The 12197-nt window shown below is 67.6% G+C and carries 13 protein-coding genes and 1 tRNA gene; 6 read left to right on the forward strand and 8 right to left on the reverse strand.

Features of this window, described 5'->3' with window-relative positions:
• Window positions 1-20 precede the first annotated feature (20 nt).
• The 4 genes from GSI01S_RS16205 to GSI01S_RS16220 all read right to left on the reverse strand — a co-directional run bounded on the left by GSI01S_RS16205 (window position 21) and on the right by GSI01S_RS16220 (window position 4036).
• On the reverse strand, window positions 21-1325 hold the full coding sequence (locus tag GSI01S_RS16205; RefSeq protein WP_006897695.1) for an MFS transporter: 1305 nt from the start codon (window positions 1323-1325) through the stop codon (window positions 21-23).
• Window positions 1322-2686: a GH1 family beta-glucosidase gene (locus GSI01S_RS16210; RefSeq protein WP_006897696.1), complete on the reverse strand. Its 1365-nt coding sequence runs from the start codon at window positions 2684-2686 to the stop codon at window positions 1322-1324. The genes GSI01S_RS16205 and GSI01S_RS16210 overlap by 4 nt, the downstream gene beginning before the upstream one ends.
• Before the next feature lie 154 nt (window positions 2687-2840).
• A complete protein-coding gene (gene pth, locus GSI01S_RS16215) occupies window positions 2841-3407 on the reverse strand; it encodes an aminoacyl-tRNA hydrolase (RefSeq protein WP_006897697.1) in 567 nt (188 codons plus the stop codon).
• Window positions 3408-3430: 23 nt separating this feature from the next.
• Window positions 3431-4036, reverse strand: a complete 606-nt coding sequence (locus tag GSI01S_RS16220) for a 50S ribosomal protein L25/general stress protein Ctc (RefSeq protein WP_006897698.1) — start codon at window positions 4034-4036, stop codon at window positions 3431-3433.
• 164 nt (window positions 4037-4200) lie between these two features.
• Here GSI01S_RS16220 and GSI01S_RS16225 point away from each other — a divergent pair, with 164 nt between their 5' ends.
• On the forward strand, window positions 4201-4656 hold the full coding sequence (locus GSI01S_RS16225; RefSeq protein ID WP_006897699.1) for a limonene-1,2-epoxide hydrolase family protein: 456 nt from the start codon (window positions 4201-4203) through the stop codon (window positions 4654-4656).
• A 21-nt stretch (window positions 4657-4677) separates the two neighbouring features.
• Here the strand turns inward: GSI01S_RS16225 and arsC are convergent, their stop codons facing one another.
• Both arsC and GSI01S_RS16235 read right to left on the reverse strand, forming a co-directional pair.
• Entirely contained in the window at window positions 4678-5022 is a 345-nt protein-coding gene (arsC, locus tag GSI01S_RS16230; RefSeq protein ID WP_006897700.1) for an arsenate reductase (glutaredoxin), read from the reverse strand.
• Between the two features lie 34 nt (window positions 5023-5056).
• Complete coding sequence (locus GSI01S_RS16235) at window positions 5057-5632, reverse strand: TetR/AcrR family transcriptional regulator (RefSeq protein WP_006897701.1); 576 nt, start codon at window positions 5630-5632, stop codon at window positions 5057-5059.
• 164 nt (window positions 5633-5796) lie between these two features.
• Here GSI01S_RS16235 and GSI01S_RS16240 point away from each other — a divergent pair, with 164 nt between their 5' ends.
• On the forward strand, window positions 5797-7281 hold the full coding sequence (locus tag GSI01S_RS16240; RefSeq protein WP_006897702.1) for an MFS transporter: 1485 nt from the start codon (window positions 5797-5799) through the stop codon (window positions 7279-7281).
• A 109-nt stretch (window positions 7282-7390) separates the two neighbouring features.
• Here GSI01S_RS16240 and GSI01S_RS16245 read toward each other — a convergent pair whose 3' ends face one another.
• Complete coding sequence (locus tag GSI01S_RS16245) at window positions 7391-8368, reverse strand: ribose-phosphate diphosphokinase (RefSeq protein WP_006897703.1); 978 nt, start codon at window positions 8366-8368, stop codon at window positions 7391-7393.
• Between the two features lie 90 nt (window positions 8369-8458).
• A complete protein-coding gene (gene glmU / locus GSI01S_RS16250; protein ID WP_039867915.1) occupies window positions 8459-9997 on the reverse strand; it encodes a bifunctional UDP-N-acetylglucosamine diphosphorylase/glucosamine-1-phosphate N-acetyltransferase GlmU in 1539 nt (512 codons plus the stop codon).
• Window positions 9998-10193: 196 nt separating this feature from the next.
• Between glmU and GSI01S_RS16255 the strand changes: the two genes are divergently transcribed.
• The 4 genes from GSI01S_RS16255 to GSI01S_RS16270 all read left to right on the forward strand — a co-directional run bounded on the left by GSI01S_RS16255 (window position 10194) and on the right by GSI01S_RS16270 (window position 12030).
• Window positions 10194-10682: a DUF2975 domain-containing protein gene (locus GSI01S_RS16255; protein ID WP_006897705.1), complete on the forward strand. Its 489-nt coding sequence runs from the start codon at window positions 10194-10196 to the stop codon at window positions 10680-10682.
• 1 nt (window position 10683) lies between these two features.
• The gene (locus GSI01S_RS16260) at window positions 10684-10890 is read left to right on the forward strand and encodes a helix-turn-helix domain-containing protein (protein ID WP_006897706.1); all 207 of its coding nucleotides are present in this window, start codon (window positions 10684-10686) and stop codon (window positions 10888-10890) included.
• A 158-nt stretch (window positions 10891-11048) separates the two neighbouring features.
• Window positions 11049-11708 (forward strand): TetR/AcrR family transcriptional regulator, encoded by a 660-nt coding sequence (locus tag GSI01S_RS16265; protein ID WP_006897707.1) that lies wholly within the window; start codon window positions 11049-11051, stop codon window positions 11706-11708.
• 251 nt (window positions 11709-11959) lie between these two features.
• Window positions 11960-12030: transfer RNA gene (locus tag GSI01S_RS16270), tRNA-Gln, on the forward strand.
• The last annotated feature ends 167 nt before the right edge of the window (window positions 12031-12197 follow it).

Here is a 12197-nt window from a genome sequence, read left to right on the forward strand (position 1 = left end):
CCGGACACTCGGGCGTAATTCTACTTCCGGGCCGAACCGGCGTCGGCAGAGGATGTCGGCTCGACGACCGCGGGGGCGGAGTCGGTGTTCCGGGCGCCCAGCGTCATCAGGCCTCCGACCACGGACAACACACATGCCATCGCGAAGACCAGCCAGAATCCGCCGACCGCGGCGACCAGTCCCGCTCCCAGCATGGGCCCGACCAACTGACCCAGGGCCGCGGAGACGTTGACGATGCCGAGGTCCCGGCCGTGATCCTCCACGTGCGGCAGCAGATCGGTGGCGAAGGCGAGGCCGACGGTCATGAACGCGCCGTAGCCGACACCCATGAGAGCCGCGCCGGCCATCGTGACCGCATACGTGGGATGCGCGAGGATCACCAGTCCCGAACAGGCCTGGACCATCGCCGCGACGACGGTGAGCGTCCGGCGGTGGCCCCGACGGTCGGAGATCATCCCGAAGATCACGGAGCTGCCGACCACGAAGATCGTGTACACGACGATCAGGATCAGCAGATTGTCCTCGGCCGCGTCCTTGTCCTGGTGCAGGCCGTAGAGGAGGAAGAACAGGAACAACGAAGTTCCGAGTGCGTTGCCGACGTTGGCGATGAGTCGACCGCCGAGCATCCAGCAGAAGTCGCGGTCTCGCAAGGACGCCCAGCGCGGGCGGTCGGTGATGCCGATCGCGAGTTCGCTGCGCGGCGCCGGGCGGTCGGGCAGGCCCATCGACGCCCACGTGCCGACCACGACGACGAGTGCGGCCAGCACCAGATAACCGGGCAGGACGTCCAGACCGAGGACCACCACCGTGCCCACGCCCAGGACGATGCCGAGGGCCTGTGAGGAACCGATGGCCGCCGAGGCCGCGCCGCGCTGGTCGGGCGCCAGCTGATCGGGGATCATCGCGGTGAACGCCGCTGATGCCACCGCTACTGCCACCGAGACCCCGACCCAGCAGATCGCCACCAGCCAGGGACGGTGGGCGAGCCCGGTCAGCGCGAGGAAGAGTGCGATGCCCCAACTGCCGCCGAACGCCCAGACTCGGCGTCGGCCGCCCAGCCACGACGGGAACCGGGAGCCGTCGGTGCGGTCGGACGCGGCACCCGCGAGCGGACCGGCGACCACGCCCGCCAGGGCGCCGATGCCGAGGATGAGGCCGGACACCACCACGCTGTGGATCCAGCGGTCGCCGTCGTCGGAGGTCTGCGAGTCGAGCTGCAGCGGCAACAGCAGTTGCAGGGGTGTCAGCTGCGCCATCCAGATCACCAGCCAGGCGAGCGTGAACAGCGTCATCCAGCGGCGCCCGATCGGGGCGGGGCGGTTCACGCGCGGTTCCCCTCGATGACGCGGCGGTACCAGTCGTAGGAGGCCTTGGGCGTGCGCTCGGCGGTGTCGAAGTCGACGTGAACCAGGCCGAAGCGCTGGGTGAAGCCGTCGGCCCACTCGAAGTTGTCGATCAGCGACCACACCGTGTACTCCTCGACGTCGGCGCCGGCCGCGATGGCCGCTCCCACCGCGCGGATATGACCGTCCAGATACGAGATCCGGTCAGCGTCGTCGACGCGTGCGGCACGGTCCGGCTCGGGGAACGAGGCGCCATTCTCACTGACGATCAGGGGCGGGAGGTCGCGATAGCGCTCGGTGAAGTCGACGAGCAGCGCGGTGAGCGCTTCGGGGACGATCGGCCACTCGTCGCCGAATCCGGTGACCGGTGCCCCCGGGGTGGGGACGATGTCGAAGGGGATCGGATTGTCCTCGCCCGTCGGAGCGGTCACCGTCGTCGGGTTGTAGAAGTTGACCGCGTAGAAGTCGGGCGCCTGGCAGATCGTCTCCATGTCGCCCTCGCGCACCGGCATCTCGTGGCCGAACGCGGACAGGTCCGGGTACGCGCCGGTGAGAATTGGATCGGCGAAGATGCGATTGTGGAGCAAGTCGTAGGCGTCCACGGCCGAACGATCGGCGGGGGACTCGGGATTCAGCGGCCGGACGTGCGTGTGGTTGTTGGCGACGCCGACGGCGTCGGCTCCGGCCGCCCGCAGCGCTCGGGTGGCCAGACCGTGAGCCAGCAGTTGGTGATGGGCGGTCGGGAGGGCGTCGAAGAGCAGGAACTCTCCGGGCGCGAGCGCGCCGACGGCGTAGCCCTGGAGGGTGGTCATCGCGGGTTCGTTGATCGTGTACCAGTTCTTCACCCGGTCGCCGAGCCGGTCGGCGACGAGTGCCGTGTAGTCCGCGAAGCGTGCGGCGGTGTCGCGTGAGCACCAGCCGCCGGCCTCGTGAATCGGCACCGGCAGATCCCAGTGATACAGCGTGGGAAAGGGCGTGACGCCCGCCGCGAGCAGATCGTCGACCAGTCGCGAGTAATAGTCCAGGCCCGCGGGGTTCGACGGCCCGGTGCCGTCTGGCTGCACCCGGGTCCAGGAGATGGAGAACCGGTAGCGGTCGAGCCCGAGGCCGGCGGCGAGCGCGACGTCCTCGGCCCACCGGTGATAGCTGTCGGGGCCTGGTTCGGCGGTGGAACCGTCGATCACCTTCCCGGGCGTCTGCACCCACAGATCCCACACCGACCGACCGCGGCCGCCTTCGTCGCGCGCACCCTCGATCTGGAACGCTGCCGTAGCCGCCGACCAGCGGATCGGGCGGGGCAGCCCGGGGATGTCGGTTCTGGTGTCGCCTGCGGGCGCCGTCATACCGATGACCTCCTTCATGTCGCGGGATTTGATCAATTGATCAAGAGTCGACTGAGGACATCATCGCCGACGGCGAGGGGATCGGGAAGGCGGTCGCGCAAATTTGTCCCGACGGCCGCAGGCTCGTCGGGCGGGTCCGGTGACGTCGGGCCGACTACCAGGCGTGAACGACGTTCTGAGCGGCTTCGAGTCCCTGCTTCACGAGCAGTTCGGCGGCGTCGACACCGTTGGCCACCAGCAGTTCCACCTCGGCCTTCGCCGAACCGGGAAACGGTTTGAGGACGTAATCGGCCGGATCCTGACGTCCGGGCGGGCGCCCGATGCCGAGGCGGACGCGCAGGTAGTCGCGGGTACCGAGGGTCTGGCTGATCGAGCGCAGGCCGTTGTGCCCGCCTTCACCGCCGCCGAGTTTGAGACGCACGGAACCGAAGTCGATGTCGAGCTCGTCGTGGAGCACGATCAGGTCGCCGGGAGCGACCGAGTAGTACGACGCCAGCGGGCCGATCTGCCTGCCCGTGACGTTCATGTACGTCCGTGACTTCGCGACCAGTACCGGTTCGCCGCCGATGCGCACAGTGGCGGTCAGCGCGCCGGAGCGCTTGTGCACGGAGAATTTCTCGCCGTACGAGGAGACCAGGCCGTCGGCGACCATCGCGCCGACGTTGTGCCTGGTCTTCTCGTAAGCGGGACCGGGATTGCCCAGTCCGACAATGAGTTTCACTCAGAGCCGTCCAGCCGGGGAGATCACTCCGCGGCGTCCTCGGCGGCTTCCTCGTCGGCCTCCTCGCCCACGGTCTCCGCGGCGGTCTTGGCGGCCTCGATGGTGACCACGAGGGTCTCGGGGTCGGTGATCAGCTCGACGCCGGCCGGCAGCTTCAGGTCGGCGGCGGTGACGTTGGTGCCCGCGGGGAGGTTGTGGACGTCCACGACGATGTTCTCCGGGATGTGCAGGGCCTCGGCCTCCACCTCGACGGCGCTGGCGTCCTGAATGGTGAGCGTGCCGCTGGCGGCGACGCCCTCGATCAGGATGGCGACCTCGACGTTGACCTTCTCGCCGCGCTTGACGATGAGCAGGTCGACGTGCTCGATGTAGTTGCGGATCGGGTGGACGTCGACCTGCTTGGTCAGCGCGAGCTGCTTCTGGCCGGCGATGTCGAGCTCCACGACGGCGTTGACACCGTTGGCGCGCAGAATGGCGGCGAGTTCACGGTCGGGGAGCAGCAGGTGCTCCGGGTCGGTGCCGTGGCCGTACAGGACGGCGGGGACCTGGCCTGCGGCGCGGGCGCGGCGCGCGGCGCCCTTGCCCTTCTCTTCACGGACGGCGGCGGCGAGCTGCGGGGCGGTAGCCATGCGATTCTCCTCGGTTCGGGATTCTTCGTGGTGGCGCCTCAGCGTCGCCGCACACGGTCGAGGAGTGGACTGACGACGCAGTCCGCAGAGCTGGTGACCGTCGCGCCGATAACGGTGACTTCGCACCCTCGCCGAGACAACAGCGGCAAGAATACCATCGGGGCATGACCTCACAGAAACCGACGGATCTCGTCCACGCCTTCTTCGCCGACCTCGCCCAGGGCCGGGTCGAGGCGGCCCTGGAATGCGTGGACGACGAGATCGTGTACACCAACGTCTCGCTGCCGACCGTACGAGGCAAGCGACGGTTCGCGAAGGTGATGCGCGGGCTCAACGGCGATCGCATCGGATTCGACGCGCAGATCCGCGCGATCAGCGCCGACGACGACGGCGTGGTGCTGACCGAACGGATCGATGAACTGCGGGTGGGGCCGTTGCGGATCCAGTTCTGGGTATGCGGCCGCAACGAGGTACGCGAAGGCCGGATCGCCGTGTGGCGTGACTACTTCGACTTCTGGAACTGCACCCGGGGATTCGTCCGCGCGCTCGCCGCGGTGGTCGTTCCGGGTTTGCATCGGCCGCTCGAGGATCCGGTGAGTGCGTACAGCGTGAATCGTTAGCGGGGCCGAATCGTTAGCGGGCTACGGCAGGATCTCGTCGAGTCGGTCCATCGGCCGGGCGAGCCGGGTGCCTTTCTCGGTGACGACGAAGGGCCGCTCCACCAGAACCGGATGGTCGACCATCGCATCGAGCAGCTCGTCGTCCGAGGCGTCGGCGAGCCCGAGTTCCTTGTACAGCTTCTCGCGTCTGCGGACCGCCTGAGCGGGCGTCAGCCCGGCGGCGTCGAACATGGCCGTGAGCTGTTCGCGCGTCCAACCGGTGTCGAGGTACTTGACGACCTCGGGCTCGACGCCCGCCTCGCGCAGCCGGGTGAGTGCGTTACGGGAGGTGGTGCAGCGGGGGTTGTGATAGATCGTGGCGTCCACGCGGTCCAGGTTACTGGGTGCCGGCTTGCTGCGATCAGCTCTGCTGGGGCCTGAGCCCGTCGGCCACCAGGGCGATCGAGCCGCGGGCGTGGTCGGAGGTCTCGCTGAGAAAGGCGATGCCGGTCAGTACGCGCAGGATGTCGACCGGATCCACGTCCTCGCGGATGGTGCCCGTTCGCCGTCCTTCGCTGAGGAACCGGACGAGTGCCGCGATCAGATTGTTGCGTGTCTCGGTCCGGAAGTCGGTGTCCGAGGCCAACAGCGGGCGGATCGCGTCGGGGACGGCGCGATGGGTGATCAGCATGTCGACGAACCTGGTCATCCAGCCCTGCAATGCGGCGTGGGGCGTCGGCTCGTCGGTGAGGAAGTCCTCGGTGGTGTCGCAGAGGGTGGTGATCCGGTGCCGATAGACGGCCTCGATCAGGTGCGCGCGTGTGGGGAAGCGGCGGTAGAGCGTGCCGATCCCGACGTCGGCTTCCGCCGCGATGAGGGTGAGCGGCGCGTCTGCGCCCTCACGATCGATCACCGTCGTCGCCGCTGCGACAAGACGGTTGTAGTTCGCCTGTGCGTCTGAACGCAGGCGGGTCCCGGGCTCGGGTGCGGCAGGCACGTCGGTGTCCCCCGTTCCTCGTTCTCGTCGTCGCCGGTGTTGCAGATACGACAGTAGCCGCTCTCGCATTGCTATCCGGAGGACCCTCCGGATAGTGTGTGGACACACTCCTCGCGAGCGGGCACCGACCCGCTCGCATTCGTATCGGATGAGGTCGTTCTTAGATGGTTGAACAGAAAACGGGCCCGGAGGCCCTGGAGAAAGCGCCGGCCACCGGCGCCGTCGTAGCGGTCCTGGCGTTGGCCGGCATCGTCGTCTCCTTGATGCAGACGCTGGTGATCCCGATCATTCCGCACCTGCCGGAGTACTTGAACGCGCCGGCGTCCAATACCGCGTGGGTGATCACCGCGACACTGCTGGCAGCGGCGGTCGCGACGCCGGTGATGGGACGGCTGGGTGACATGTTCGGCAAGCGGCGCATGCTGCTGGTGAGCATGGGCATCATGATCGTCGGTTCGGTGATCGGTGCGCTGAGCACGTCGGTGGTGCCGATGATCGTGGGACGAGCTCTGCAGGGTCTCGCGGCGGGTGTGATTCCGCTCGGCATCAGCGTGATGCGCGACGTGCTGCCGAAGGAGAAGTTGGCCGGCGCGGTCGCGACCATGAGTGCATCGCTGGGCGTCGGCGGCGCCTTCGGGCTTCCGCTGGCGGCACTGATCGCCGAGTACGCCGATTGGCACTGGCTCTTCTGGGTGTCGGCGATCATGGGTGTCGTAGGCGCGATCGCTGTCGTGATCGTGGTTCCGGAGTCGCCGGAGAAGTCGGGCGGCGGCTTCGACTACGTCGGCGCCGTGACGCTGTCGGGCGGTCTGCTCGCGCTGTTGCTCGCAGTCTCGAAGGGCGCCGATTGGGGCTGGTCGAGCGGCACCACCCTCGGCTGCTTCGCCGCAGCGATCGTGCTCTTCATCCTGTGGGTGAGCTGGGAGCTGCGCAGTTCGCAGCCGATCGTCGATGTCCGCGTCGCCGTCCGCCCGCAGGTGCTGTTCACCAACATCGCCTCGATCGTCTTCGGTTTCGCGATGTTCGCGGCGAGCATGGTCTTCCCGCAGGTGGTCCAGATGCCGGAGGCCACCGGCTACGGTCTCGGCGGGTCGATGATGGTGGCGGGCTTGGTGATGGCGCCGTTCGGCATCATGCTCCTGCTCGCGGCACCGCTCTCGTCGTGGCTGACCAACACCTTCGGACCGAGGATCACCCTGATGGTGGGCGCCATCGTGGTGGCGTTGGGCTACCTGCTCGGCGTCTTCGCCCTGCACTCGATCTGGCAGCTCATCGTCATCGGCATCATCATCGGATTCGGAACCGGACTCGCCTACGGTGCGATGCCCGCGCTCATCATGGGAGCGGTTCCGCCGTCGCAGACCGGTGCGGCGAACAGCTTCAACACGCTCATGCGTTCGCTCGGCACGTCCTTCGCCAGTGCGCTGGCGGGTGTGATCGTCGCGCAGATGACCATGACGCTCGGTGGCGTGGCAGTGCCGTCGGAGAGCGCGTTCCGCTGGATCATGGCGCTGGCCGCCGGCGCCGCCGTGGCCGCGCTGGTGCTGGCGTTCTTCATCCCCGGACGGTCCGACGCTCCGGGTGGCGCGGCGACCGGATCGGAGGAGACGGTCGACGTCGCGATCGAGGGAATCGAACAGACCGTCTGAACGGTCTGAACGGGCGGATCACGCCGCTTAGACGAACGCGAGACGCCATGGCCGGTCTCCCGGGCCATGGCGTCTCGCGTCGTGCCTTTCGCGTGGTATGCGGTACTGGTCAGGCGTTCCCGTTGAACAGGCTGGTGACCGAGCCGTTCTTGAACACCTCGAGGATGGTCTGCGCGAGCAGCGGTGCGATCGACAGGACCGTCAGGTTGTCGAAACGCTTGTCCTCGGGGATCGGCAGCGTGTCGGTCGCGATGACCTCCTTGGCGCCGCAGGTGGCGAGGCGCTCGGCGGCGGGATGCGAGAACACGCCGTGCGTGGTGGCGATGATGACGTCGCCGGCGCCGGCCTCCTTGAGGACCGACACGGCGCCCGCGATGGTGCCGCCGGTATCGATCATGTCGTCGATCAGCACGCAGGTCTTGCCCGCGACCTCACCGACGACGCGGTTCGACTTGATCTGGTTGGGGACGTCGGGGTCGCGCGTCTTGTGGACGAACGCCATCGGAGCACCGTCGAGCGAGTCGGCCCACTTCTCGCCGACCTTCACACGGCCGGCGTCCGGAGACACCACGCAGATGTTGTCGGTGCCGTACTTGTTGCGCACGTACTCGGCCAGCTGGCCCTGTGCGTGCATGTGGTCGACGGGGCCGTCGAAGAAGCCCTGGATCTGGTCGGTGTGCAGATCCACCGTCACGATGCGGTCGGCGCCCGCGGTCTTGAGCAGATCGGCGATCAGGCGCGCCGAGATCGGCTCGCGGCCGCGGTGCTTCTTGTCCTGGCGTGCGTAGGGATAGAACGGGATGATCGCCGTGATGCGCTTGGCCGAGCCGCGCTTGAGCGCGTCGATCATGATGAGGGTCTCCATGACCCACTGGTTCATCGGGTACGGGCAGCTCTGGAGCACGAAGGCGTCGCTGCCGCGGACCGACTCCTCGAAGCGGACGAAGATCTCGCCGTTCGCGAAGTCGCGCGCCGTCTGCGGGGTGATGTGAACGCCCAGCTCGTCCGACACGGCCTGCGCCAGTTCGGGATGTGCCCGTCCGGCGAACAGCATGAGGTTCTTCTGATTGTCGGTCGTCCAAGTCATGGGTGACTCATTCTCTCCTAGGCGGTCGGCTTCTGTACTCGGAGTGTGAGCGCCGGGGCGGTTCGTGGCCGCCGTCGGCGCAGGGTGACGCTATTCGGTCTGCTGGGTGTGATCGTGCTGGGTGTGATTCTGCTGGGTGTGATTCTGCTGGGCGGCGCGGGCGGCGTCGGCGGCAGGGGTGCCGGGGCGCTTGGCGATCACCCAATCGGCGATGTTGCGCTGGGCGCCCGCCGACACCGCGAGGGCTCCCGGCGGCACGTCGTCGCGCAGCACGGTGCCCGCGCCCGTGTAGACACCGTCGCCGATCGTGAGAGGGGCGACGAACATGTTGTCGCTGCCGGTGCGGCAATGCGAGCCGATGACCGTCTTGTGCTTGGCCACGCCGTCGTAGTTGACGAAGACGCTCGACGCGCCGATGTTGGTCTTCTCGCCGATCTCCGCATCGCCGACGTACGTCAGGTGCGGGACCTTGGTGCCCTGGCCGATCTGGGCGTTCTTGGTCTCGACGAACGTACCGATCTTTCCGTCTGCGCCGAGGACCGTGCCGGGTCGCAGATACGCGAACGGGCCGACGGCGGCGCCGGGCCCGATCTGCGCGTCGGAACCGTGGGTGCGGATCACCGCAGCTCCCTCGCCGACGATCACGTCGGTGAGCGTCGTGTCGGGGCCGATCACCGCGTCGTCGGCGACGGAGGTCCGGCCGCGGAGCTGGGTGCCCGGCTCGATGCGCACGTCCCGGCCCAGCGTGACGTCGACGTCGATCCAGGTGGTCGCGGGGTCGACGACGGTGACGCCGGCGAGCATGTGCTTGCGGACGATCCGGCGATTCAGTTCGGCTCCGAGATCGGCCAACTGCGCGCGGTCGTTGCAGCCGGCGACCACGCTCGGATCGGAGACGGTGAGTGCGTGCACGGCCCGGCCGGCCTCGCGCGCGATGCCGACGAGATCGGTGATGTAGTACTCGCCCTGCACGTTGTCGGTGGACAGGCTGGTCAGGCCGGTCCGCAGCATGTCGGCGGCGAACGCGTAGATCCCGGCGTTCACCTCGGTGATCGCGCGTTCGGTCTCGGTCGCGTCCTTGTGCTCGGTGATCGCCAGGACGTCCGACGACGCGATGTCCAGGCCGGGACCGCCCGCCCGGACGATTCGTCCGTAGCCGGTGGGGTCGTCGGCGATGAAGCTGGTCAGCGTGACGGCGGCCGGTTCGCCCGCGTCGTCGCGCAAGTGTTCGGCGACGAGCGCGGACAACGTGGCGCCGTCGAGCAGCGGGGCGTCGGCGACCGTGACCAAGACGGTTCCGGAGAAGTCGTCGGGGAGTCCGGTCATTCCGGCGCGGGCGGCGTCGCCGGTGCCCAACGGCTCATCCTGAACGGCGACGGTCACCGGCCTCCCGAGTTCCTCGGCGATCTCTCCGATGGCGGCGGTGACCCGCTCGCGTTCGTGACTGACGACGGCGACGAGGTGATCGGGGTCGAGTTCGGCGGCGCCGTGCAGTGCGTGGCCGAGCAGGCTGCGTCCGCCGATCTCGTGAAGGATCTTCGGGGTCTTCGACTTCATCCGGGTACCGGCACCCGCCGCCAGCACAATGACGGCGACTTCTTCGTTCGACTGGGCCGGTCGTCCGGTCATCCGAGTCCCTCCGCATCTCAAGGTCGCGAGCGTCGACGCACTCCTGCAGAGCTTTCCATCCCGCGGAGGTACGCCGGGGCAAATCCTACGCAGCCGGTGCGGTCAGGTGTTATTCGGCGAGGTGCGCAGTGGCGTGCGCGACAGTGCGGTGCGCCGTCATTAGCTATTTCGATAGATTTCCGTCGATAATCGACACATGGACGGTGCTGTCACACTCGCTTACTGGCCCTTGCGGGCGACCTTGGTGCTGCTGTTCGCGGGGGTCACCGTTCTGCAGACGCTCTCGTTTCCCGGACAGTTCCGCTATCGCGAGAGCATCGGCGAGATGACCGGAGGCGAACGATGGTCGGCGACCTTCCTGGTCGGCTACGAGTTCCTGTGCCTGCAGGTCGTCCTCGTTGCGACATGGATGCTCCTCGGTCACGTCCGTCGCGACCGGATCTTCGACCGATCGTCGTTCCGGTGGGTGGACACGATCATCTGTGCGGTCGCCGCCGCGGGTCTCGTACCCGCCGGGCTGTTGGCGGCGTTGGCGCTGTTCGGAGAGCTCGACGATCCCGGCCTGCCTTTCCTGCTGACCGTTGTCGGACTCGGTTGCCTGCTGCTCGTGCTGCTGATGGTGGTGATGAGATCGCTGCTGCGCCAGGCGACGACGCTGCGTGCGGACATGGACGCGGTGATCTGAATTGGCCATCGTCGTGCGCCTGGATGTGGAGTTGGCGCGTCGCAAGATGAGCGTGGGCGAGTTCGCCGAACGCGTCGGCCTCACGCCGGCCAACGTCGCGGTTCTCAAGAACGGCCGCGCCAAAGCGGTGCGATTCTCGACGCTGGACGCGATCTGCCGTGTTCTCGACTGTCAGCCCGGGGATGTCCTGCAGTGGGTGGACGACTGACGGTGCGCGGTCGCCCATCGGCCCATATGAAACAACGGAGCGACACTTGCAACACGGCGTCGCCGGGGTCGGACGCCTCGGGATTCGGAGCATGGGGCGGTCGTCCGATGCCGTAGCGTGAAGGAGTCGGGTAGGTACTGGAGAGGAGTTGAAGGCCAGTGGTGATCCCTGCGGCCGGGCGGGTCGAGGCCACGCTCTTCGAGCGTGCGATGCAGCAGGCGGTGCAGACCGACACCGTCGAGACCGACCGGACGCGGACCAGACTGCTCGACGCTGCGTATGAGCAGTTCTGTGAAACGGGGATCGGGCGCACGTCGATGGAAGAGGTAGCCCGACGTGCCGGGACGGCTCGGATCACGATCTACCGCAAGTTCGCCACCAAGGACGCGCTCGTCGACGCGGTCATGGTCCGCGAGTTCCAGAACTACTTCATCGAGTTTCTCGACGTCATGGCGCAGGCGCCGACCCCGGCCGACCGTGTGGTCCAGGCCTTCGTGACGTCGTTGCGGACCATCGGCGGCAATCCGCTGATCCGAAAGCTGCTCGAGACCGAGCCGGCGATGGTGCCCGGCTTCGTCGGCGGCGGCGACGGTCGTACTCTCACCGTGGTGCGCGACTTCGTAGCGCACCAGATCCTTCGCGAACAGACCGCAGGGAACATCCCCAAGCGGGTGCGGACCATACCGGCTGCCGACCTGGTGGTCCGGATCGCGGGGTCGTTCCTCACCATCCCCAGTGACCTCATGGACTACGACGACATCGGCGAGCTCTCGGATTTCGCGCGCGAGTTCCTTCTTCCGGTGCTGGGTCTCAAGTAGCCGTCGCCCGGTGCGCGCCGGAGGGTGGGTCAGTGTCGCGGATCGGTGATTCCGGTGGTACGACTTTCTGCCGGATGTACCATCCGGTTGGGTCGCATCGATCGGTGCGGTCGGGTGCCGGAGTGCGGCGAGGGGTGGTTCTCCGGCACCCCGGGGCGAGTGGCGGAGAGGTGCGAGAGCCCATGGGGCCAGCGTTGGTGACGGCGTGGTGGTGTGCGGTGGGCCCTGTGGCAGAATCGTCTCCGCGGCAATCCGCCATGGTGTAATGGCAACACTCCTGATTTTGGTTCAGGCATTCCAGGTTCGAGTCCTGGTGGCGGAGCAACGCCGGCGGCAGTGATCGCGCCGACGGCGGCCCGTATCTTTCCTGTCGCCGGGTTCTTCGGCGGACTCCAACGGCGTCGGACCCGCGTCGGACCAACCGTGTCGAACGTCAACTGCGTCGAACTCCGACTTCTCTTCGCCTGCTCGTGCTCGCCCTGTTGTTCT

This window comes from Gordonia sihwensis NBRC 108236 (genome assembly GCF_000333035.1).
GTDB lineage: Bacteria > Actinomycetota > Actinomycetes > Mycobacteriales > Mycobacteriaceae > Gordonia > Gordonia sihwensis.

Bases quoted from the DNA above. Each gene is read 5' to 3' on its own strand.
- GSI01S_RS16210 (WP_006897696.1), bottom strand. From the start codon at position 2,686: ATGACGGCGCCCGCAGGCGACACCAGAACCGACATCCCCGGGCTGCCC.
- GSI01S_RS16220 (WP_006897698.1), bottom strand. From the start codon at position 4,036: ATGGCTACCGCCCCGCAGCTCGCCGCCGCCGTCCGTGAAGAGAAGGGC.
- GSI01S_RS16225 (WP_006897699.1), top strand. From the start codon at position 4,201: ATGACCTCACAGAAACCGACGGATCTCGTCCACGCCTTCTTCGCCGAC.
- GSI01S_RS16240 (WP_006897702.1), top strand. From the start codon at position 5,797: ATGGTTGAACAGAAAACGGGCCCGGAGGCCCTGGAGAAAGCGCCGGCC.
- GSI01S_RS16245 (WP_006897703.1), bottom strand. From the start codon at position 8,368: ATGACTTGGACGACCGACAATCAGAAGAACCTCATGCTGTTCGCCGGA.
- glmU (WP_039867915.1), bottom strand. From the start codon at position 9,997: ATGACCGGACGACCGGCCCAGTCGAACGAAGAAGTCGCCGTCATTGTG.
- GSI01S_RS16255 (WP_006897705.1), top strand. From the start codon at position 10,194: ATGGACGGTGCTGTCACACTCGCTTACTGGCCCTTGCGGGCGACCTTG.